Annotated in this window: 19 protein-coding genes; 10 read left to right on the top strand and 9 right to left on the bottom strand. The window is 48.1% G+C overall.

What is annotated here, in order from left to right:
• Positions 1-99 precede the first annotated feature (99 nt).
• Positions 100-651: a hypothetical protein gene (locus N179_RS01645; protein WP_075642048.1), complete on the top strand. Its 552-nt coding sequence runs from the start codon at positions 100-102 to the stop codon at positions 649-651.
• Positions 652-703: 52 nt separating this feature from the next.
• On the opposite strand, the gene N179_RS01640 is transcribed toward N179_RS01645, so the two are convergent.
• Together N179_RS01640 and N179_RS01635 are read right to left on the bottom strand one after the other, a co-directional pair.
• Positions 704-1,288 (bottom strand): YdcF family protein, encoded by a 585-nt coding sequence (locus N179_RS01640; protein WP_083639873.1) that lies wholly within the window; start codon positions 1,286-1,288, stop codon positions 704-706.
• A gap of 359 nt (positions 1,289-1,647) precedes the next feature.
• Positions 1,648-2,472, bottom strand: coding sequence for an endonuclease I family protein (locus N179_RS01635; RefSeq protein WP_075642047.1), 825 nt, complete (start codon positions 2,470-2,472; stop codon positions 1,648-1,650).
• Between the two features lie 337 nt (positions 2,473-2,809).
• Here N179_RS01635 and amyS point away from each other — a divergent pair, with 337 nt between their 5' ends.
• Positions 2,810-4,351 carry an alpha-amylase gene (gene amyS, locus N179_RS01630; protein ID WP_075642046.1) on the top strand — a complete coding sequence of 514 codons (1,542 nt, stop codon included), beginning with the start codon at positions 2,810-2,812 and terminating at the stop codon, positions 4,349-4,351.
• 260 nt (positions 4,352-4,611) lie between these two features.
• Here the strand turns inward: amyS and N179_RS01625 are convergent, their stop codons facing one another.
• A complete protein-coding gene (locus tag N179_RS01625) occupies positions 4,612-5,226 on the bottom strand; it encodes an NAD(P)-dependent oxidoreductase (protein WP_023467651.1) in 615 nt (204 codons plus the stop codon).
• Positions 5,227-5,407: 181 nt separating this feature from the next.
• On the opposite strand from N179_RS01625, the gene N179_RS01620 reads away from it, so the two are divergent.
• The 6 genes from N179_RS01620 to N179_RS01595 all read left to right on the top strand — a co-directional run bounded on the left by N179_RS01620 (position 5,408) and on the right by N179_RS01595 (position 11,317).
• Complete coding sequence (locus N179_RS01620) at positions 5,408-6,097, top strand: hypothetical protein (RefSeq protein ID WP_052017182.1); 690 nt, start codon at positions 5,408-5,410, stop codon at positions 6,095-6,097.
• Positions 6,098-6,114: 17 nt separating this feature from the next.
• Positions 6,115-7,038, top strand: a complete 924-nt coding sequence (locus N179_RS01615) for an AAA family ATPase (RefSeq protein ID WP_029341157.1) — start codon at positions 6,115-6,117, stop codon at positions 7,036-7,038.
• Positions 7,039-7,044: 6 nt separating this feature from the next.
• Positions 7,045-8,112: a DUF58 domain-containing protein gene (locus N179_RS01610; RefSeq protein ID WP_058712915.1), complete on the top strand. Its 1,068-nt coding sequence runs from the start codon at positions 7,045-7,047 to the stop codon at positions 8,110-8,112.
• A 28-nt stretch (positions 8,113-8,140) separates the two neighbouring features.
• On the top strand, positions 8,141-9,001 hold the full coding sequence (locus N179_RS01605; protein ID WP_075642045.1) for an ABC transporter permease subunit: 861 nt from the start codon (positions 8,141-8,143) through the stop codon (positions 8,999-9,001).
• On the top strand, positions 9,001-10,029 hold the full coding sequence (locus tag N179_RS01600; protein WP_075642044.1) for an ABC transporter permease subunit: 1,029 nt from the start codon (positions 9,001-9,003) through the stop codon (positions 10,027-10,029). Before N179_RS01605 ends, N179_RS01600 begins: the two co-directional genes overlap by 1 nt.
• A gap of 115 nt (positions 10,030-10,144) precedes the next feature.
• Complete coding sequence (locus tag N179_RS01595; RefSeq protein ID WP_075642043.1) at positions 10,145-11,317, top strand: MFS transporter; 1,173 nt, start codon at positions 10,145-10,147, stop codon at positions 11,315-11,317.
• Between the two features lie 52 nt (positions 11,318-11,369).
• On the opposite strand, the gene N179_RS01590 is transcribed toward N179_RS01595, so the two are convergent.
• The 5 genes from N179_RS01590 to N179_RS01570 all read right to left on the bottom strand — a co-directional run bounded on the left by N179_RS01590 (position 11,370) and on the right by N179_RS01570 (position 18,449).
• Positions 11,370-12,479, bottom strand: coding sequence for an MFS transporter (locus N179_RS01590; protein WP_075642042.1), 1,110 nt, complete (start codon positions 12,477-12,479; stop codon positions 11,370-11,372).
• Between the two features lie 144 nt (positions 12,480-12,623).
• Complete coding sequence (locus N179_RS01585) at positions 12,624-15,179, bottom strand: sensor histidine kinase (RefSeq protein WP_075642041.1); 2,556 nt, start codon at positions 15,177-15,179, stop codon at positions 12,624-12,626.
• 209 nt (positions 15,180-15,388) lie between these two features.
• On the bottom strand, positions 15,389-15,841 hold the full coding sequence (locus tag N179_RS01580; protein WP_075642040.1) for a hypothetical protein: 453 nt from the start codon (positions 15,839-15,841) through the stop codon (positions 15,389-15,391).
• A gap of 71 nt (positions 15,842-15,912) precedes the next feature.
• A complete protein-coding gene (locus N179_RS01575; RefSeq protein ID WP_075642039.1) occupies positions 15,913-16,332 on the bottom strand; it encodes a hypothetical protein in 420 nt (139 codons plus the stop codon).
• The gene (locus N179_RS01570) at positions 16,332-18,449 is read right to left on the bottom strand and encodes a DNA topoisomerase III (protein WP_075642038.1); all 2,118 of its coding nucleotides are present in this window, start codon (positions 18,447-18,449) and stop codon (positions 16,332-16,334) included. Before N179_RS01570 ends, N179_RS01575 begins: the two co-directional genes overlap by 1 nt.
• A gap of 44 nt (positions 18,450-18,493) precedes the next feature.
• On the opposite strand from N179_RS01570, the gene N179_RS01565 reads away from it, so the two are divergent.
• Positions 18,494-19,390 carry a DMT family transporter gene (locus N179_RS01565; RefSeq protein WP_075642037.1) on the top strand — a complete coding sequence of 299 codons (897 nt, stop codon included), beginning with the start codon at positions 18,494-18,496 and terminating at the stop codon, positions 19,388-19,390.
• A gap of 254 nt (positions 19,391-19,644) precedes the next feature.
• Here N179_RS01565 and N179_RS01560 read toward each other — a convergent pair whose 3' ends face one another.
• The gene (locus tag N179_RS01560; RefSeq protein ID WP_075642036.1) at positions 19,645-21,105 is read right to left on the bottom strand and encodes an MDR family MFS transporter; all 1,461 of its coding nucleotides are present in this window, start codon (positions 21,103-21,105) and stop codon (positions 19,645-19,647) included.
• A 145-nt stretch (positions 21,106-21,250) separates the two neighbouring features.
• Between N179_RS01560 and N179_RS01555 the strand changes: the two genes are divergently transcribed.
• Entirely contained in the window at positions 21,251-22,066 is an 816-nt protein-coding gene (locus N179_RS01555) for an SDR family NAD(P)-dependent oxidoreductase (protein ID WP_023467637.1), read from the top strand.
• Positions 22,067-22,101: the final 35 nt, after the last annotated feature.

Below are 22,101 nucleotides of genomic sequence, written 5' to 3'. Positions count from 1 at the left end.
TGTTTCATTTCAAATACATGTTTTTTTTAGATGTTTTTGATTCAGTCACAAGGGTATATCCATATCATGGTCAAATATTATCTCAAGGGAGTGTTCATCATGGAACCGAAGCTTCAACATGATCCACACGCAACACACGCAGAACATCCGAATCGCCAGTTCGATCAGGAAGAATCATCAGGTCGTCAAATCAATCTCGTCACAGGAATGTTGCTCGGTGCCCTTGTCGGCGGTCTATTGACGCTACTTAGTTCTTCGTCTCGCCAAAATACGAAACAGAGTTTACGGGGAGCGAAAGATTCCGTCTCTACCCTCGCTTCTTCTATTAAGGAAGATCCGTCAGGTAAAGCATCACAAGTCATCAATCAAGTGAAGAGTGCTTCAAGCATCATTCAAGAAGTCGCATCTGACGTTCAAAATGTCTATGACAAAGTGAACACAGAGCTTGAAACGGTGAAATCAGATGCCTCGACGGTGAAAGAGACAGTAAATGAGACGAAAGGTGATTTGAATGCAATCAGCAATAAAGTCGTCGAAGCGAAGGATGTCGCACTCGGCAAAGAAGAACCACCTGCTGAGCATGATGCTTCCGACAAACAAGCAAATGATTCTCAATCTTCTGAGGAAAAACATAAAGGTGAAGGCATCTAATCATTCAATGCACTTCTTCTTTCTCCCCGACATGTTCAGCATGTCGGGGTTTTTAGCGTAGGAATTGAACAACGATCGCAACGCGTTCGCGCATTCCAAATCGAAGGACTCCTGAAAGTGGCGTATCAGCCGGAATCGCATCCGTCTGTAAACCAAGTTGTTTCGCCTCTTGTCGCGCACGGTACAGATGAAAGTCTGACGTGACGATCGAGACGCGACGAACGTCCTTTGGCAACAACGCTTTTGAAAATTGTAGATTTTCCGTCGTTGATGTCGAGTCGGCTTCAAGAATCAACCGCTCTTCAGCAATCCCAGATGCCACCATCCCGCGACGCATCGCCTCTGCTTCTGAAATATCTTCATCTGGACCTTGTCCACCGCTCAAGATGAAGCGGACTTCTGAATGTTGTTTCCCATATGCCGCAGCTGCCTGAATCCGATTATGTAAGATTTGCGACGGTTTTTCTCCTTTGACACCCGCGCCGAGGACGATGACATACGGTGACGTCCCATCAGCGAGTGGCCGTTCCCCTTTATTGACGAAAATACCGACACTGTACCAGAAGGCGACACAAGCGATTAGTCCCCCACCGACCATCCATTTGATGTTTCGTTTGTTAAACGTGCGTTTGATCATATCGTACGACCTCTCTACTAAAAAATGGCTTACGGTAGGCAATACGAATGGTTCTCCAAAAAAGTTTCAGCATAGCAGGTTCGGACTCCATGAAAAGAGGCTGACTCAAAAAAGAATGACGCGTCTTTTCACGCCCTTTCCTCAGGCGAGACACAAGCCCGTTTCCTGCTTGAATGAAGCAGGAAAGCGGGTCTTATTTGTCTCTGACAGCGCAAAGATGCGCTTTGTCCTGTAGAAGTTGCGTGAAACGCGTCATTCTTTTTGTTACAAGATAGGGGTGGCAGATCATCATTCTGCCACCCCTATCTTTGTAGAGACTGACTCTTGATTCAGCCCCTTTCCTATTTACTGACTCGTCATCAATTTCCCCAAATTGATGTTACGTATTCCGGATGATCGATGAATGGATTCCGGTTTTTTTGCCACTTCTCGAAGATGACATCGTTGCGACGCATCTCGAAGCTATCGACTGGGTCAAGCTTATTCCATGCTTTCAGCGTCGACAATTTGCCATGTAACGGGTTCGTACCATTATTGACGTTTTCTGAGGCTTCGAGATCGATTTCTCCGCCACCTTCATAACGAACCGCCATGTAGAAGATCATCCGCGCGATGTCACCTTTGACACGGTTCGGTGGTTCCCACGAATCGCCATCACGGTAGCAATCGCAACCACTGTATTTCGTACCGCCATTGTCGAAGTCAAGATTCCCACGTGCACTGTTGACGACGACGTCTTCCGGACGCAAGTGATGCAAGTCTGTTCCAGGACCGTTCGTCGTACCAAAGTCACCGTGCGACTTTGCCCAGACATGTTCACGATTCCATTGACCGACATTCCCACCGTTGTTACTTTTCGCAATCGATTTCCCCGTGTATAACTCGATGACGTTATTCGCATTATTTGGATCTTGATCCGTTTCTTTCAGTGCTGTCCATACCGTGTCGTATGACACTTGTGTATGGTTGTCGATGATATCGTGCAGCGATGCCTTCAACGCTGCCCCTGTCTTCCCCGCTGCTGGTAGATAGTACGCATCGATCGTCGATTGTGACGTGACCATCTGCGGACCTGCTGAAACTTGTTTTGGATCAACTGTTTTTGCTGTGACCGGTGTAAAGACGATTGACCCGAGTGCAAGTGTTGCGGCAAGCGCACCTGTGACCTTTGACTTCCAGTTCATGTGTGTTCCCCCTTAAATGGTATGTATGAGAGCTGGTGTTACACGCTCATTTTCACACCGAATCCATTCCTGGTGGAAGATGGACGATAGACCTGCTTTTTTAAAGGTGAGTCGTCGTTCAGAATATTCATCGAAAGGCAACGGTTAGATGGTCCTGATTTTTTTCATTCATGACGTCAATCTCATCAAAATAATTCTTCAGAAGAAATATTCTAGGGTCAAAAGTCACGAACAAAAGAGACTTACAAATAAGAATCCGGGACGATATTCCTCCTGTCTGAAGCTTCCCTATAATAAATAATGCAAGCGCTTTCACAAATCATAAGGAGGTCTTTACGTGAAACAAAAAAGATGGATTTTAGCAACCGTCGCATCCGCTGCTTTTTTAGCGCCACTTGCGCAACCGATTGCAGTCGGCGCAACGGCAGACAACGGAACGATGATGCAGTATTTCGAATGGTATGTGCCAAATGACGGTAACCATTGGAACCGTCTCGGGAGTGACGCAACAAAGCTTGATCAGCTCGGAATCACATCGGTCTGGATTCCCCCTGCTTACAAAGGTACCTCGCAAAATGATGTCGGATACGGCGCCTACGATCTATACGATTTAGGTGAGTTCAATCAAAAAGGAACGGTCCGTACGAAATACGGCACAAAGGCGCAATTAAAAACGGCGATCGGACAATTGCATACCGCTGGAATCGATGTCTATGGTGATGTCGTCATGAACCATAAAGGTGGCGCCGATTTCACGGAAGCCGTCACGGCAGTCGAAGTCAACCCGGGTAACCGTAATCAAGAAGTCTCTGGCGATTATCAAATCCAGGCATGGACGGGTTTCAATTTTGCAGCACGAAATAACCTCTACTCGAACTTCAAGTGGAAATGGTACCACTTCGACGGCACGGACTGGGATCAATCACGTTCTAAGAGTGCCATCTACAAGTTCCGCGGTACCGGTAAAGCGTGGGATACGGATGTCTCAACTGAAAATGGCAACTACGATTACTTGATGTATGCGGATCTCGACTTCGATCATCCAGAAGTCCAGCAAGAAATGAAGAACTGGGGTAAATGGTACGTCAACGAACTTGGTCTTGATGGGTTCCGTCTCGATGCCGTCAAGCATATCAAACACGGTTACTTAGCGGACTGGCTCGCGAATGTTCGTCAGACGACGGGCAAACCATTGTTTACAGTCGCAGAGTACTGGCAGAACGATCTCGGCACGTTGCAAAACTACTTAAGTCGGACGAATTATCAACAATCCGTCTTTGATGCACCACTTCATTATAAGTTCGAACAGGCAAGTAAAGGCGGCGGGTACTATGACATGCGGACGATCTTTGACGGTACTCTCGTCAAGAGCAATCCAGTCCAAGCCGTCACACTCGTAGAGAACCATGATTCGCAGCCTGGACAATCGCTTGAATCAACGGTTCAGTCATGGTTCAAACCGCTTGCTTACGCGATGATTCTGACACGCGAACAAGGCTATCCGTCGGTCTTCTATGGTGACTACTATGGTACAAAGGGTACGTCGAATCGCGAAATTCCAGCACTCGCTTCGAAGATTGATCCGTTACTTAAAGCACGGAAGGACTTCGCGTTCGGGAAACAAAATGATTACCTCGATAACCAAGACATCATCGGTTGGACACGTGAAGGTGTCTCGGACCGGACAAAATCAGGTCTTGCGACAATCCTTTCAGATGGTCCTGGCGGGAGTAAATGGATGTACGTCGGGCTTCAGAACAAAGGAGAAGTTTGGACAGACATCACTGGAAACAACACAGCATCGGTAACGATCAACCAAGATGGCTACGGTCAATTCTTCGTCAATGGTGGTTCGGTCTCCGTCTATCGTCAACAATAAGAAATCAAAAGAGACTGACTCAAAAAAAGAATGACGCGTCTTTTCACGCCCTTTCCTCAGGAGAGACACAAGCCAGTTTTCCTGCTTCGTTGAAGTAGGAAAGCGGGTCTTGTTCGTCTCTGACAGCGCATAAATGCGCTTGTTCCTGTAGGAGTGGCGTGTGACGCGTCATTCTTTTTGTTACGAGATAAGGATGGCAGATTATCATTCTGTCACCCTTATCTTTGTAGAGACTGACTTTTGAGTCAGCCCCTTCTTCATCATTCAGCGAGACCGACACTCGATTTGATATGATCTTCTGTTTCAATCGCTTGTAAGAGGAAATGCGCCACATCTGCGCGATTGATCTGTTTCGCATCTTCCGGTACACCTGTATCTGCTTGACGATAAAGTCCCGTCAACGGACCGTTCAGTAAGCGAAGTGGTCGGGCTACCGTATAGTTCAAATCTGCTTGTTGTAAAAGCGCGATCGCTTGGCGGTGATCCTTCAGTGGATTTTTCAGAATCCGCTGAGCGAGCATCCCTTGTACACCCGGTAATTCATCATCAACACCGGCAGACGCAACATAACCGATCCGGTCTACCCCCTGTTTTTTCATCGCTGTCACGATCCGGACGAGACTCCGTTCTAAAAAGCCGCTGTATGCAAGACTCTCTGTGCCAAGAGCCGTCAGGACAGCCTCTTGTCCGGCAACAGCAGCCGTCACCGCTTCTTGATCGAGCACGTCGCCTTTAACGACGTGTAACCGTTCGTCACGTAGTGTCAGTTTTTCCGGACTGCGGACGAAGGCTGTGACCTCATGCCCGTGATCAATCGCTTGCTTGACCAGTTCTTGCCCCGTTTGACCCGTCGCTCCAAAAATAATCAATTTCATACAAAACACCCTTTCTCTTTCAAGAACCACTGATTCCATCATACCCTCACCACTCGAAAATGAATCGTCTCACCTTGTCTTTATTTTCAGAAAATTGTTTTTATTTGTTAAGCGTGTATGCTAAAATCTTCCTAAGTACATATGGATATTTTTTCCTTAAAAACAGGAAGGAGGATCGCTTGTGTTACGGCAACGCTTTATCATGTCGCTTGGTGTCATTCTGATTGGTCTGTTCTTGTTTCAAACCGTCACGACGTACGTCTATACGCATTACATCATGCCGGATCCTTTTAAAAAGCCTTCGATTGCAGAAACTGAAGCGAACGGCGAAATTAGTTTTAAAGAAGGTCACTCACCTACTAAAACAAAAGGCAAAATGCCTTTTGAACCGATCGATCCACGACCTGGTCCAAAAGAGCTCTGGAAATCTCTTAAAGCGGATGCTTCTGACTCCCCCTTTTCTTATCTGCAATATGTCATTTTAATCAGCTTGTTTAGTTTCATGGTCTGGAAACTCGTTCAGTCACATCTCGTGAAAAAACGGCGCAGGTCTACAGGAGAAGTAACGGATGACGTTCCATTTGCTCAATCAATCTTTCGTCCTGCTTCTTTAAGAAAATCGCCTTATCTGTATGCATCGTATTCGTCTTCACGTGTCCGTGATCTCGTCATTCGTTTTGAGCAACACTTACCGCGCAGTCAGCAACGTCGTCCGAACGAAACGCTTGAAGACTGGTTACGTCGGATTGAAGTCGCTGTCGATTTTCAGTTATATCGGAATATTCGCTACGGTGATATGTCGGAAACGATCGTCACGGATGATGAAATTCTACGCTTCGAACAACAACTAGCACGCTACTCAACCATTTAACTTTGGAGGGATTTCCTATGAAACTACAACAATTAAAAGACCAACTCAATTCGATCTATCTCGGTAAACCGGACGTCATCGATCTTTGTCTGACGGCACTCATCGCAGAAGGACATATTCTACTAGAAGATGTACCGGGAACGGGGAAAACGATGCTCGCCAAGGCGCTCGCTCAGAGCTTCGAGAGTGCCTTCTCGCGGATCCAGTTCACGGCGGATCTTCTCCCATCAGACGTCATCGGTTCAGACTTCTTCAATTTAAAGACACAGGAGTTCGAGAATAAACGCGGTCCACTGTTCGCGAACGTCGTCTTGATCGATGAGATTAACCGTGCCGTTCCGCGGACACAATCGGCATTGCTTGAAGCGATGGAAGAGCGTCAGGTCTCGATTGGTGGAACGACCTATCAGATGCCAGCCCCATTCTTCGTCATCGCGACACAAAACCCGATTGAATCGGCAGGAACCTTCCCACTACCGGACGCCCAACTCGACCGGTTCATGGTCGCGATCGAAGTCGGTTATCCGGATTTCGAGAACGAACGGCGCTTATTGTCTGAGATTCTGACGAACGTCCGTCGGTCAGCTGTCGGCATCGCGTCAGGCGGTGACTTGATTTCCTGGCAGGAAGAGGCACGCCGCGTCCATGCATCGCAAGACGTGCTTGATTATCTATTACACATCGTTCAAGCGACACGAAACCATGAACTCATTGAAGTCGGTGTCAGTCCGCGTGGAGCGATTGCATTACTTCGCGCCTCGCAAAGCTACGCTTTCTTGAATCAACGCGACTTCATCATCCCGGAAGATATCAAATATCTTGCAAAACACGTCCTATCCCATCGCCTGACACTGACACTCGAAGGTGGAATCAAGACGACGAAAGCGGCTGTTTTGACGCATATTCTGGACGACGTGCCGGTTCCGGTCGAGATGGGGTGACGAATCATGCAGATTGAACGTTCCGTCCCGTTTTGGCTTGAACGCCGACTTTTTCCACTGTACGTCACGATGACGTTCATCTTCCTCTTCATTCCGCGTCTTTCCGTCCTCGGTTTCCTGTTTGCAGCCTTGGCGACGATTCATTTCGTCGTCGGGCGAACAGAAAAGCAGCTCCGACGGGACGTCGCAATTGAATGGAAGCACTATGAATCATTGATGTTCAACCAGGAACAGACGACACTCCATTTACAAGTCTTCGGTGTCGAATCCTTGAGTCAGCTTGGACTCGAAGCGACACTTCGTTTGCACACGGATGGCGGAGTCATTTTCCCGGAGATGGATCCACTTCACCCGGCGACGTTTCATGCAGTGATTGACTCTGAAGACGCAGTGACGATCCCAATTCAGACGGTTCGTCGTGGACCAGCCGAATTCGATGAGATCATCTTGACGATTCGTTTGCCGTGGAAGATGGGCGTTTATCTCTTCACGTTCGATACGTATCCGTCGTTTACAGTCTTGCCGTCCTTGACAGCGCAAGCGACGCCGCTTCTTTTACAACGTTTACGGATCGGTGATCGACCGGACCGCTACTCACCGCTCAAGAACAAACTGGTTCAGCTTGGTGCAAAACCTTATACGGCGGAACCGTCAAAAGAGATCGATTGGTATGCGACGGCGAAGACCGGTCGCCTGCAGGCGAAAGTGTTCGAAACGAGCAATCAGGATACGTTTACGATTGCCTTGAATTTATCAGCCCCGAGCGGTTACGGTCTCCATCAACAATTCGAGACGTTCATCGAACAAGCGGCATTCCTGATCAGTGAATTAATCAAGGAAGGCTGTAAGATCGAACTATTCCTCAATCGACTCGACGGAGCGAACCGAATGACGCATCTTTCACTACAAGAAGGACAACCACAATTAAAACATGTCCTGATGACGCTCTCGACGGTTTCGACGCGTGATTCGTTCATCGCAACGCAACAGTTCGAACGCTACGTACTGCGCCGGAAACATATGAACAGTCAGTTGATCCAAATTGGCAATGACCGGATCCTCGCCATCGGTTAAGGATCCAAAGAAAGGAGTTTTTCCCTTCATGTTTTTTATCGCCCGAAAATCAATTCAGCTCATCGTGGCTTTTTTTGTCTTGATTGCGATCAGCGCCCTTCCTGCGCTCGTTGCGCAAATGAAATTCAACCCAGCAAGCTACTGGGAAGGTCTGCAGCAACAATTTGCTCAATTAACGAAACTTGATGAGATCACTTATTTTAACGTGACTGCTCAAAAAGAAGTTCTACTACTCCCTTCTTTACAGCCCTATATTCAAGAGACGTTAATCATCTTTACGACAGCTATGTTAGTCTCCGTTGTGTGTGCGATTCTTTACGCCTATCTGTTTTATCGAAGTGGCAGACGAACACGGACACTATTAAAACAGACGACACGCACGCTTGAAATGGTTCCAGACTTATTTTGGATCATTCTTTCACAATTTCTTGTCATTTATTTATTTAAAATGACAGGTTATAGCAACATCGAGATTGCAGGAACCTATGCAGACTCGATTCGCTTTTTACCAATCGTCACCTTGACGCTGACTACATTATTTTTCTTTATTAAATGGCTGACGACACAAGTACTCGAACAAGAATCTGCACCATTCCTCGAACTCGCGCGCGCAAAAGGCATTCGTCCAACCGCCCTTTTCTGGAAACATTTACTGCCAACGATGATCTATCGGTTTTATCTATTTTTCCGAGCCAATATCATTACGATACTATCGAGTTTGTTAATCATTGAGTACACTTTCCAGGTCCAAGGTCTGTTTCGCTTCGCCCTTTACTTTGGACAAATGCCAATTTTGATGGTCATCTTGTTCTTAATCTACCTACCCATCTTCATCATTGATTTACTGGCTGAATGGTTGATTCCAAACGCCTGGAAAGGTGGGATTTGATGCGCCGTACCTTGATGAAAGACCCAGTTTTCTGGCTCTGCCTCATTCTACTTACCGGTCTACTATTGCTAAGCTTTGGTAATACGATTTTCCGCGATGGTCAAGTCAATCAGATTTCGAACCGGTATGCTGAAGATGGTACGTTCCTTGCGACGTCACCACTAAAACCGTCAAGTGATCAATGGCTAGGTACGGATCGGTCCGGTAATGACCTTTTCCAAATGATGATTGAAGGTTTTAAATGGACGATTGGTATATGTACGATTGTTGCGATTAGTCGAATGACTCTCTCATTAGTCGTTGCGATTCCGTTAGCTTTTCGAAATGCTCGTGTTAATCGATACTTAAAACTTATCCTTGATGGTTTTTTAGTTTTACCACTTTCTCTCGTTTCTTTACTGCTTTTATTTTCATCTCTTGTCTTCATGGATTCGACTGTAGTTCCACCATTGTTCGATCGCGTCTCGTTTGAGTTGATCGTCCTGATTCTACTTGGTATACCCTCTTTGTCGCTTTATCTAATTGCTGAGACTCGTCAATTGCTCAATCAAGAATTCATGATCGTCGCCCAGACACTCGGTGGTAGTCCGTGGTATCGGTTTAGACGTCATATCTGGCCACACCTTGTTCCGACATTGACGATTGTCTTCATGCAACAATTCATTCAAACGTTGATGTTGCTGATCCATTTATCACTCTTAGGTATTTTCTTCGCCGGAACAGTCAATTTATATGAGGGTGTCATGCCAACAATCTTTGAATGGTCTTCAATGTTCGGTTATTACTATAACCAGTTTTCAGCGACGTCTTGGCTCAATCATATGTTCCTTGTTCCACTGATTGGGTTAGCATTAGTCGTCTTTTTCAGCAATCTATTCATGAGTCGACTCGAACGGGCTTTCCGCTTCCGCCAGCAACTAAAACCAATCAAGCTATCAGCATCTCGTGCTCAAGACGAAGCCGCCGCAACTTCGATGGTCGATCCCTTTACACCCGTTGCACTGAAATCTCATCACGATTCTGATTGACAATCCATTTTTTTCCTCTTACACTAGAAAAAAAACATGAAATGAGGGCGTCCAATGTAAGTCATTCTGAATTCTCACTCCTAACTAAATACGTACGATATGGAGGTCATTCAGAATGAACCGGTTTACGCTTTTATTGGTCAGTCAATGGATTGCGAATGCGGGAGATGCGCTCTATATCGTCTCCCTGATCGCGATGATCTATCAAACGACAGGGCAAGCGAGTCTCGCTGCCCTGTTTCCTGTTCTCGTCACAGCAGGCATGACAGGAAGCGGCTTCTTATTCGCCCAAGTCGCTCAACGTGTTCCCCATGCCTCCTTGTTGTTCGGCAGTCAACTCCTCAAGACGATTCTATTAGGCGTCATCTGGGGATTTGATTTACCACTGCCACTTATCCTCGCACTCGTTGGATGTATCGCTTTCTTCGACGGATTTGCTCGTCCGATCGAAAGTGCCTTCATCCCTCGACTGTGTCAGGATGTCCAGAAAGCTAACAGTCTCGTACAAGGTTCGAATCAAGTGATTCAGCTCATCATGTGGCCGCTCGGCGCCATCCTGCTCAGCTTGTTATCCCCTCTTTCCGTCTTGTCCGTCTCGGCTGGTCTGTTTTTAGGTGCCAGTCTCATCAGCTACCTGTTCTATCGAAGCGTCCGCTCTCTACCCGACCCTTCGATGGAAGGGGAAGACGTCTCCTTCCGGTCGAGTATTCGCTACACGCGAACGCATTCTTTCGCGAAAGCCAACACGTATCTCGTCGGAATCGATGCGTTCGTCAGTACGGCTTGGATTTCTGCTCTGTTCCTCGTCTACATCGATACACATTTCCAGCTATCGGAACGCTGGTGGGGCATTCTAAATGCCTTCTATCTGCTGAGCATGATCGCCGGCAGCTACATGATGTTACGTCGTCGTGGAACGCGTTCGTTGCTTTATCGTAGTATCGGCTTTTCGATTAGTGCGACCTTCTTGTTTGCTTTCGCTCCAATCGTCACACTTGCCGTGATCGCTTGTCTGATCCAAGGGTTTGCAAGTCAAGTCCGGGCGATCGAGCTGAATACGTTGTTGCAGACGACGACACCACTCGAACGGTTACCGTATGTCTATAGCGTGCAACAAACCGTGTATGCACTCTGCTTCTGTCTCGGTAGTCTGCTGTTCGGATGGCTTGCCGATCTGTTTGCGATCGAGCTCGTCTATGCGCTTGCAGGAGTCCTCTCCTTGTTGATGTGGCAACCGGCTCGCCAGGTATTAGCACGTTCCTCTCAGGAGCAACGACACGTGTCGTAATAAATGGCAGTCAAAAGGACAAAGGTCAATACACCTTTGTCCTTTTTTTGATTCAGTTCTGACGCGTTCGCGTCACACTATACAATAGAAGCAACATAAGTGAGACGAGACCGAGCGCGGCATAGGTCATCTGAAGCGAGAAGACACGTTCGACGAAGACGAACAGCGTACCGGTTCCAAGCACAGCTAACCGTTCAATGACTGAGATCAGTGACGTAAACGTTGCACGTCCATTTGGCGGCGCAACTTCTTGGATGACAGTGGTCAAATAAGGCTCAGCCCAGCCATAGCACAAGTACAGCGTTCCGAGTAACCCGATACTGACGAGCGGTGAGGCAACCGACAATCCGGTAAGACACACGATATAGATCATCGCCCATCCGACCGGAGATCGGAACCGAGATAATGACGCGCCGGTCGCCTGCATGATTTGAAATAACACGAAAACGAATCCGAAATGGACCATCGGTATCGTTTGATCCCGTAGATAAAGTTGCCAAAACTCATCGACGAAATCAATCGTCGCCCCGTATAACAAGACAAGACAAAGAATTCGAACGTAGACGCGTCGAAACGAAAAACCGTTTAGCAATGTCTTTAATGAACTCGTCTCTCCGTCTTGTTCTCGCGATGCTTCCTTTAAGAAAAACGTCAGCAGTACTGTTCCGAGCAATACCCACCAGGACACGTGATAGTGCCAAAACAAGTCTACCGATCGCACGGCGTAACTTCCAACAAGTGCCGCAAGTCCTGATGTCAATAAACCACCGATTGAAATCAGTCGCCAGACCAGCTCGAATCGCTCTTCTATCCTTTGCATTCGCAATGTTTCATAGACGTGGGCTTCAAGTGCTCCACTAAGTGCTGCGCCACCGATGCCGGCAAGGACCATCGCCAAGAGGAAGGCAGGTAATGAGTAGGCTTCAAGCAACACCGTAAACGATAACCACTCACATACGAAACCAGCCAGAATGAACGGCTTTCTGCCCCACCGATCGGATAACAAACCGAACGGAACCTCACCAATCAACATGACCCAAGCAAAGACGATTTCTGCGATGACGACGTCGGCAATGCTCATTCCCCGGTCTTCCCAGTAAAAGCGCTCAATCACATAAGCTGGAATGAACGAACTACTGGCTTCGATCAGGATCCAAAGCATGAGTGATCGTCGGACTTAACAAGGCCATCTGCTTCGCCGCATCTCCTCACTTCCTTTCTATTTGATAGTAGTTAATTCCCGTTTTGCAGATGAAACCAACAAAAAAACGCCCTTTGATTAAAAAATCAAAGAACGCTTTTGACATTAACATTCATCTGCCGATTCCGTGACCGGTACGACGGACTGGACGATCGGTAGTTCGACGATGAACGCGGACCCGACACCTTCTGTTGATTCGACATGAATCATCCCTTCGTGCGAACGAACGATTTCCTGACAAATCGCAAGACCAAGACCGGTACCGCCGATTTTTCGACTATCGGAATTATCGACTCGATAAAACTTACTAAACAGTTGTGGTAACGCGTGACGAGGAATGCCGATTCCCTCATCTTCGATCTTCAGCTGTACACGATCTTCGACTTGACGCATCGTGATCGTGATTTGACCACCATCCGGTGAATACTTGATTGCATTGTTGATCAGGTTCGTGAACAGCTGACGCATTTTTTGTTCGTCAGCATGAATCCGCCCCGTCGTCGTTTCTTCAAAATCAAGGACAAGCTCGTGATCTTTTGCCGAAGCGGTATGGAACTCGACCGTTTCTTGAATGACTTTCGTCAGATCAAGCGGTTTAAAGTCATACTGTTGCTGACTCGATTCCATGCGCTGGACATCGAGGAAGTCGTTGACGAGGTTCGTCAACCGTTCGGTTTCCGCATGAATCGTCTCGAGATACCGTTGACGTTTTGATTCCTGGACGTCGCGCGCGAGCATCAATTCCGTGTAGCCGTAAATCGAGGCAAGCGGTGTCCGCAACTCATGCGAGACGGTCGAGACGAATTCCGATTTCATCCGGTCGATCGCTGTCTCTGCCGTCACGTCGCGCAAGACGAGCATCGTACCGCGGAAACAACCACCGTAATGAATTTCCTCTGCATACAGCGTGACGAATCGCTCTTCCTCGTTCAAGGACAACGCCAAGCTCTCCGTCGGAATTTCCTGACTGCAGACATGATCCATGTAGGTTAAGAACGCCTCATGTTGATCGACTTGCACTGCCAACTCTTCGATTTTGACGTCGAGCGTCATCAATCCTTCTTCCGCCACTTGATCGTGCGCCGGATGATGGAATAAAGCGAGCAATGGTTTATTGGCAAAAATCGTCTCTCCTTCGATATAGATGACCGCTTCCCGAATCGAATGGAGAAGTTTGGACGTCTTTTCCCGTTCTCGTTCGACTTCTTCAAAGACACGCATCCGGAGCAAGGAGAGTGCCAATTGACGGGAGAACGACCAGATTTCGTTCGTCTGCTCTTCCGTAAAGGCATCCCGGTAACGGACGAGATAAATGCTTGCAATCATTGTGTTCGTCGCTGGATCCATCACCGGTACGACGATTTCGTACATCGTGTACGGATATGGGAGCGGATGATGACTCGCGACTTGTTTCGTCGAGCGAACAGCGCGTTTGTTTTGACGTGTGCGTTCGAGTAATGACGTCGAAGCATGCAATAACTGGTTTTCTTGCGCTGCCGTCATCCCGTACGAGACGAGATCCGTATAGCGGTCTTGCTCTAAGAAGACGATTGCTCCGAGCTCCGCATCGGTAATCGTGATCAATTTTTCGATGATCGCTGGATACGCAGTCAATGTTTCACGAGACGCGAGTGTCTCGGTCAACTCATTGCGATAACGCAAATGGGTCTCGTTGCGCAACGTGATGTCGAGAGCTTCTTCGAGTTCTTCCTGTTGCGATTGAAGTTCTTCTTGCTGAGCAATTAATTCTTCCTGTTGACTTTGTAGTTCGTCGTTATTTGCGACGAGTTGATGTTTTTGCCCGGAAATGGCGGCTGCCATCTGGTTGAACGTCGTCGTCAACTCACCGATCTCATCTTGACGATTCGTGATGACGATCGGTGTCGCATCCTCGCCTTTAGCCAGTCGCCCACTTTCCCGGTTCAACTGACGCAACTGACGCGTCAAGCGGCGGACGAATGGTCGGACGAAAACGAGAGTGATCAATAAGAGGATTGCGATATTGACTGCTCCGAGAATTTGCGACGAGTTGACTTGTTTACCAAGCCGCTCTTGCGCCGCCATCTCTTGATCGTTTAAGGAATTACGATATTTTGTAAAAACGCTCTCCATATCAACGATACTTGAACTCATATCAGCCGCACTCTTCGTCTTGATGTTGAACTTCCGCTGTGGATCGAGTGGTTTTGATTTCGTCACTTTTCCGAGCGTCGGCATCTTCAAGAACGGTTCCGTCACTTTGCCGTCTTTTTTCGCCGCGACATAATTGACGAGGCTTGGCATGACGCGTTGGGTATACGCCGTGTAGAGTTCCCGTGCGTCCGTTGCATACTGCCGTTCTTCTTTAAAGCGTGCATTGCGCTCGAACCACGTCGTTTGTTGATTGATGCCATTTTTCTTTGCTTCGATTTCTTTTAACATCTCTTCGTCACCAAGCAAGACGAAGCCACGCATCTCGTACTGCATGCTTTGCCATGATTCGTACAAATCCGTCGCCCGTGTCCGATGTTCGTTTAACATCTTTAATTCTTGGCGTGATTCATCCACCTGTTGTTTCGTATATAGGTAGACACCACCTGTCGTTAACAGCAGTGTCAGAAAAATCACATAAAACGCAGACATGATTTGCCGTCCAATCGTTCGATTCAGCCATGTTTTCATTAAAGGAATTCAACTCCTTTCCCTTTATCCTTCTCCAGCAATAAAGGTATTCCCGTCCATTCATTGTAAACTTTTTTCAATCGATACACAGCATTCTGCTCAAAAAGATTTCAATTTCATACAACTTTAATCTAAATCGTTGTATATGACAATTAGATGTCACGATTCAACCGTTTTCAACAAAAAAAAGAGCCCCTCAGGACCCTTTTTTAGTGATGATGGTGATGGCTATGACTATGACTCCGGACCGGCTGTTCGTCCGCTAAATGATCCGCATCCAAAATGCCGAGCCGTAAGTACTGAGCGGCGACTTGTTTTTTCGTCGTTTCGGAAATTTGATCTGTTCCTTGGACGAGCCTTAAGATGCCGGTCGCAATCCGGAAAGGTTCGAGATTCGTCTTTTCAAACGGAAAACTAGTCAACGTTTCTAAATAAGCGACGTAATTCAGTGCATCCGATTCATCCGGACTGACGAGACGCGCCGCATGCTCGCGCAGTTGTTGCGTCAATGAATTCGTTGAGATTCCCTTTGAGGCTGCAGAGATGACTCCAAACAGAATGAAACCGATGATGAGAACAAAAAATCCGACCATGAAAATCGGCATTCCCGAGAAAAAGCCGTCGCCTCCCAATTCGCTTTCCATGAATGCTACTGTGAACATAGTGAACCCTCCAAATGAATAGAATGATGACGATCACTTATCCTACGTCATCCTCTTCAAGGAAGTTTCACTTAGTTAGGTATTTTTTGCAAATCAGCTTGGAACCAGTCTTCGACAAAGAAGCGTTCCGTTTCCGTCTCGATTTGATACGAATACAGCACTTCGAAGTCGCCTTCCGTCAACATCGGTAACGTCAACTCGCGTACGAGTTGGCGTAATTCTTCTGTCAGCTCAGCTTCATAGCGGATGAATCCATCTTCCCGGTGCTCGACTTCCGTCAGATACGGAAGCAGGATATGCTTGCCGAATGATTGTGGATCATCGATCACTTCCGCTGTCACACCAAACAGTTCTTCTGCTTCTTCGACCAGTCCCTCGGCCGACTGCACCTCGATATGATCCGGAAACCAGACCGTCAAGCGGCGACCTTCCTGTAATAGTCGTTCAAAGACAGGACGAAACGTTTGATTTTGAATCAGTTCGTATTGCATCAGTCTTCCCCTTTCGTGAATTCGAATTTTAATTGATCGCGTTCGAGATAGAGCATCGCCTTGAACTGACGCGCATTTTTTTTCATCTCAAGTGGCTTTGTCTTTTGACCTGCGAGTACTTTTTTGACTTCCGTTTGTGTCAATTTGGCACCAAGGATCGTTTTCGGTAACGTAAAGCCACAGTTATTCTTCTGATAGCCGCTGCAGCCATAGAATTTCCCTCGATCAAGTACCGCTGATTGACACAGTGGGCACGGACCGACTGGACGATTCGTCGCACCCCGCGGAGACTTGCTTTTGACTTGCGTCGGATCAACGGCGAGTTGTTCAATTCGTTGTTTGGCATCGACGACGAGATGCTCTGATAATTTTTTTGCCTGTTCGATGAACTGGGCGGCAGATGCTTCCCCTTTCCCGATTTGCTCGAGACGGCTCTCCCACTTCGCTGTCATCTCTGGTGAAGCAAGAATACTCCCCGTCACGGCATCGATCAAGATCCGACCTTTTGGCGTCGGATGAATCTCCTTTTTGACGAGTTTGATGTACTCCCGCCGTTTTAGTCCATCGATGATCCCGGCACGGGTTGCTTCCGTCCCGAGTCCCTCGACTTCCTTCATGATCGCTTGTAGCTCATCTTCGAGTAATTTGCCAGCTGTTTTCATGCCGAGGATGAGTGTCCCTTCCGTATAGCGTTTCGGCGGCTCCGTTTGTTTCTCAAGCAGACGACAGCCTTTGATCGGCACCTCTTGTCCTTGTTCGACGGCTGGTAATTCGACTTCCTTTGACTCGATTTGTAAAACCTGTTTAAAGCCCGGATCAATCGTCCGACTGCCGCGTGTCAAAAAACGGTCCATCTCACGCGTCGTCACGATTTCCGTTTTCTCCGAGACAGCGTCCGGTGCAAAGGCAGCAAGAAAACGGCGAACGATTAAGTCGTAGACTTGCGCATCTCGTCCGGAGAGCTTCGCGACGGCACCCGCTTCTTCTGTTGGAATGATCGCATAGTGATCGCTGACCTTTGCCGGATTGACGTAGCGCTTATCGTTAACCGGATTGTTCGTCAGGACATCCTTGATTGGACTATATTCCGCTTGCTTCAGTAACCGATTGAGAATCACCGGGAACTGTCCTGCCTCCTCTTTCGTCACGAAGGAAGAGTCCGTTCGCGGATAACTGATCCAACCACGGATATAGAGTTTTTGGGCGATATCGAGCGTCTCTTTTGCACCGAGACCAAACCGTCGGCTCGCTTCAGTTTGTAAGAGTGACAAACTGAACCAAAACGGTGGTCGTTCCGTCTGCCGCTTTTTCTCGATTGATGCGACGATTCCGGTTCCTTTCGTCCGATCCACGATCGCTTGTGCTTGTTCCCGGTCACTCAGCTTCGTCTGTTTCTTCGCATTGATGTATTTTCCTTTGTATCGCGTAAAATCCGCCTCGACTTCGTAGTACGTCTCCGGTCGGAAATTCTCGATTTGTTTTTCCCGTTCGACGATCAATGCAAGCGTCGGTGTCTGGACCCGTCCGAGGGAAAAGACATCGGCGATGCCCTTCTTCTTCAGTAACGTCGTATACGCACGTGACGCATTCATCCCGATCAACCAATCGGCGCAAGCGCGACTCATTGCCTCGTGAAAAATGTTCTCCGTTTCCTTGCCATCGAGCAGGTTCGCAAACCCATGGTCAACGGCTTGAGGCGTCAGACTCGAAATCCAGAGTCGTTGCAACGGTTTTGCGTTGTTCGCGAGACGTAAGATCAATCGGACGATTGCCTCTCCCTCTCGCTCGGCATCCGATGCTATAATGATGGAAGTCGTCGTCCGCTCATTCAATAATTTCTTGATGACCTGGTATGGTTTACTCTTACCTTTTGCCAGTCGGTAATCAAATCGTTCCGGGATGATCGGCAGATGATCGTAGTTCCATCGTTTCCATTTGGCGTCATAATGCGCCGGCTCCTGCAGTTCGCATAAGTGTCCGACCGCATAAGCGAGTTTTGCTCCTTGCGGAAACCGGTCACATGGTTTGATTTCAATGTAGCCGTCTCGCTTCACCGATGGATACGGAGCTGCCAGTTTTTCCGCTTGTTTTGGTTTTTCAGCAATGATCAATTGCACACGCTTCACCCTCATTTCCTTACTTCAGACATGTGGAGGTACCCATGCCCTATTTTACGTTATTCATGGCTTTATTCTTTATTTCAACATCGGCAATCTTCGTCAAGTGGGCGGAGACACCGATCGAGGCTGTCGCCTTTTACCGCATGTTGTTTTCGACCTTGTTGTTGCTCCCGCTCATTCGATTGAAGGAACTGTTGCAACTCAGTTCGTCAACGATCCGGCATATGCTATTAAGTGGCGTTTTGCTAGCCGGGCATTTTTGGCTGTGGTTCCTCTCTCTTGATTATACGACAGTTGCGAGCTCGACGCTCTTCGTGACCGCGAGTCCGATTTTTGTCCTGGCCGGTAACGCGTTATTCTTCAAACAACACCCGTCACGCAAAGCACTCCTGTTCGTTGCTGTCGCCTTATTTGGTGGCGGTCTCGTCGCTTACGGAGATATCGCCGTCGGCATGCGTGCCTTGATCGGGGACGGTCTTGCCTTGCTCGCAACGATTTTAGTCGCTGGTTACTGGTTGCTCGGTCAACACGTCCGCACAAGCGTCTCGACGAACCTCTATTCGTTCGGTGTCTACGCTGTCGCGTCGCTCGTCTTGCTTTTGTTATCGTTGATTCAATCAACGAATCTCGTCGCTGCGTTCCAACAGGATTGGTGGCTGTATATTCTTCTCGCCGTCTTCCCGACGTTACTCGGTCACAATTTATTCAACTGGGCGCTCGCTCGTGTCAGCGCCAGCATCGTCAGTATCACGATTCTTGGTGAAGCGGTTTGGGGGATGATTTTCGGATATTATCTGTTTGACGAGAAGTTGACATGGATTCAAATCACCGGTGCCGCTTTACTATTGATCGGAATTGGATTGTTCCTCCGACGCAATGAACGTGATATTCGTGAACAACTTGCCCAACGTGAGAGTGCCACTAGTCAATCTTCCTAATGACAAGAGGCTGACTCAAAAGTCAGTCTCTACAAAGATAAGGGTGGCAGAATGATGATCTGCCACCCTTATCTCGTAACAAAAAGAATGACGCGTCACACGCCACTCCTACAGGAACAAGCGCATTTATGCGCTGTCAGAGACGAACAAGACCCGCTTTCCTACTTCAACGAAGCAGGAAAACTGGCTTGTGTCTCGCCTGAGGAAAGGGCGTGAAAAGACGCGTCATTCTTTTTTTTGAGTCAGCCCCTTCATTACGATCGTGGATCGTCAGGTCGAACTTTCGGTAAACGCCATGTCATCGCAAACGCAAGAATCGCACAAAGAACGCCACCGATAAAGACGTAACGTAGTCCATGTGATAACGCGAGTTCTGCGGCATACTGCACATCCTGTCCGAACGTTTTTGCCGTACTCGATTGGAAGAATGGATCAATCGCGTACCCTGAGAGCGTGTCCGACGCTGAAAACGAACGAAGGATGGATAGGTTGAAGATCGTACCGAAGATCGCAACACCGAGCGTCTGTCCCGTCGTACTCAAGAACGAGTTGACGGCCGTCGCTGAGCCACGAAGTGACCAATCGACGGAAGTCTGCAGGACGACCATGAAGACGGGTTGTGAGAGACCAAAACCAATTCCGATCAGCGAAACGGCAAGATAGATGAAAACATCACTTGATTCGTGCGTGATCAACGATAAAATCACTGTACCGACGATCAGCAGTCCCATTCCTGTCATCGTCCGATACCGGGGTGAGGCGACACCAATCGTCCGTCCACCGATAATGGCGGTCAGTGTCCAAAAAAGCGACAGTGGCATCAACATGAAACCAGCTTCGGTCGGACTCTTGCCGAGTACCCCTTGGGCAAAAATCGGAATATACGCTGACATCGAGACGAGCACCCAGGCGGAAAAGAAGACCGCTAAGTTGATCACGAGAATGACCGGATGGCGAATGACTGCTGGTGGTAAGAGTGGATCGCTCGCCTTTTTCTCGACCCGATAGAACGTGAACAATAAAACGAAACTAATGAAAAAGCTGGCTAGAATGATCGGACGCAAGAACGTCTCCGACTCACTTCCCGATAATAAGCCGTAAAGAAACGCACTCATCCCGAGCGCAAACAATAACGCACCCCGGTAATCGATTTTCCGCTGCGTTTCACGGACCGTCTCTTTGTAGTAAACGACGATCATGAAGAACGACAATAACGCAAACGGTACGTTTAGTAAGAAAATATACCGCCACGAAAGCGATTCGACGAGGAATCCACCGACAAGTGGTCCAGCGACACCTGAGATTCCCCAGACAGCGCTGAGCACTCCTTGGATTTTCCCCCGCTCCTCATATGTATACAAATCCCCAATGATCGTCATCGCGATCGGCAATACAGCTCCTGCCCCGATTCCTTGGACGGCGCGGAAAACGATCAACATCTCCATCGATTGAGCGAGTCCACAGGCTAACGAAGCGACGGTGAAGACGCCGATCCCGAATAACAGAACCCGTTTTCGACCATATAAATCTGCCATCTTTCCGTAAATCGGTGTTGATACCGCCATGAACAACAAGAACCCAGCAAAGATCCAACTGACTAATTTCGCCCCGTTCAATTCACTCGCCATGACAGGTGTTGCTGTTGCAACGATCGTCCCCTCGATCGCGGCTAAAAACGTCGCGAGCAACAAGGCGACGGTTACTTTTTTCCTCATCTGTTCCACTTCCCCTCTACTGTTCTATCATACTGGTTGGACCAGTGATAAGAAAAGTAAATGCTTACGAAACAGGATTCGCGGGAACGGTATGGAATGGTATACACTAGACTCAGATTCACGATTTCGAATGGAGGAATGTCCTATGTTACGAAAAACGGCACTGATTACCGGTGCATCGGGTGGAATCGGACTGGATCTCGCTGTCCTCGCGGCGCGAGATGGCTTCGATTGTGTACTCGTTGCCCGCAATGAGAAGAAATTGAAGGAACTTCAACAGGTCCTTGAAAAACGCTATCAGATCAAAGTCTATGTATTCGCTGCTGATTTATCACTAAGCGACAGCGTTGATCGTCTCGTGCAATACTTAGAGGAACAAGAATTGACAGTCGATCTATTGTTCAATAACGCCGGCTTCGCCACGTCAGGACGCTTTGCGGAAATCGATCCAACAGAAGACATTAACTCGATCCAGGTCAACGTCGTCGCCTTGACGGATTTGACGAAACGTCTCTTACCAGGAATGGTTGAACGTGGCTTCGGACGCATCCTGAATGTCGCGTCGGTCGCTGCCTTCATGCCAGGACCTTACATGAGTGTCTACTACGCAACGAAAGCCTATGTCCTGTCGTTCTCGGAAGCACTTGCGACAGAAGTCGACGGCTCGGGTGTCAGTGTGACTTGTCTCTGCCCGGGACCGACCGATACGAACTTCTTCGACCGGGCGAACATCACGCTACCATTCAAGAGTATGCCGTCACACCTCGTTGCCTTCGCCGGGTACCGTGGCATGCTCAAAGGACGCCGCGTCGTCGTTCCAGGTGCAAGCAACCGCGCCATGGTTTCCTTGTCTCGTCTCTTGCCACGCCGTCTCCTGACAGAAGTGACAGGTCGAATTCAAGATCCTGCTCGCCAACAAGAATCCTCGACAGAAGAAGAACTCCTGTACGCGAATTCATGAAAAAAACGGAAGGACCAGATAGCTGGTTCTTCCGT

Origin of the sequence: Exiguobacterium indicum HHS 31 (assembly GCF_001939065.1) — a bacterium.
GTDB classification, from domain to species: domain Bacteria; phylum Bacillota; class Bacilli; order Exiguobacteriales; family Exiguobacteriaceae; genus Exiguobacterium_A; species Exiguobacterium_A indicum.
The sequence above is the reverse complement of the archived record's forward strand: the minus strand, read 5'-3'. Positions and strand labels throughout refer to the sequence as shown.

Excerpts from the sequence above, each read along its gene's own strand:
- N179_RS01585 (WP_075642041.1), bottom strand. The coding sequence starts at position 15,179 with ATGAAAACATGGCTGAATCGAACGATTGGACGGCAAATCATGTCTGCG.
- N179_RS01645 (WP_075642048.1), top strand. The coding sequence starts at position 100 with ATGGAACCGAAGCTTCAACATGATCCACACGCAACACACGCAGAACAT.
- N179_RS01565 (WP_075642037.1), top strand. The coding sequence starts at position 18,494 with ATGCCCTATTTTACGTTATTCATGGCTTTATTCTTTATTTCAACATCG.
- N179_RS01580 (WP_075642040.1), bottom strand. The coding sequence starts at position 15,841 with ATGTTCACAGTAGCATTCATGGAAAGCGAATTGGGAGGCGACGGCTTT.
- N179_RS01555 (WP_023467637.1), top strand. The coding sequence starts at position 21,251 with ATGTTACGAAAAACGGCACTGATTACCGGTGCATCGGGTGGAATCGGA.
- N179_RS01605 (WP_075642045.1), top strand. The coding sequence starts at position 8,141 with ATGTTTTTTATCGCCCGAAAATCAATTCAGCTCATCGTGGCTTTTTTT.
- N179_RS01610 (WP_058712915.1), top strand. The coding sequence starts at position 7,045 with ATGCAGATTGAACGTTCCGTCCCGTTTTGGCTTGAACGCCGACTTTTT.
- N179_RS01560 (WP_075642036.1), bottom strand. The coding sequence starts at position 21,105 with ATGAGGAAAAAAGTAACCGTCGCCTTGTTGCTCGCGACGTTTTTAGCC.
- N179_RS01640 (WP_083639873.1), bottom strand. The coding sequence starts at position 1,288 with ATGATCAAACGCACGTTTAACAAACGAAACATCAAATGGATGGTCGGT.
- N179_RS01590 (WP_075642042.1), bottom strand. The coding sequence starts at position 12,479 with ATGCTTTGGATCCTGATCGAAGCCAGTAGTTCGTTCATTCCAGCTTAT.
- N179_RS01615 (WP_029341157.1), top strand. The coding sequence starts at position 6,115 with ATGAAACTACAACAATTAAAAGACCAACTCAATTCGATCTATCTCGGT.
- N179_RS01595 (WP_075642043.1), top strand. The coding sequence starts at position 10,145 with ATGAACCGGTTTACGCTTTTATTGGTCAGTCAATGGATTGCGAATGCG.
- N179_RS01625 (WP_023467651.1), bottom strand. The coding sequence starts at position 5,226 with ATGAAATTGATTATTTTTGGAGCGACGGGTCAAACGGGGCAAGAACTG.
- N179_RS01600 (WP_075642044.1), top strand. The coding sequence starts at position 9,001 with ATGCGCCGTACCTTGATGAAAGACCCAGTTTTCTGGCTCTGCCTCATT.
- N179_RS01575 (WP_075642039.1), bottom strand. The coding sequence starts at position 16,332 with ATGCAATACGAACTGATTCAAAATCAAACGTTTCGTCCTGTCTTTGAA.
- N179_RS01635 (WP_075642047.1), bottom strand. The coding sequence starts at position 2,472 with ATGAACTGGAAGTCAAAGGTCACAGGTGCGCTTGCCGCAACACTTGCA.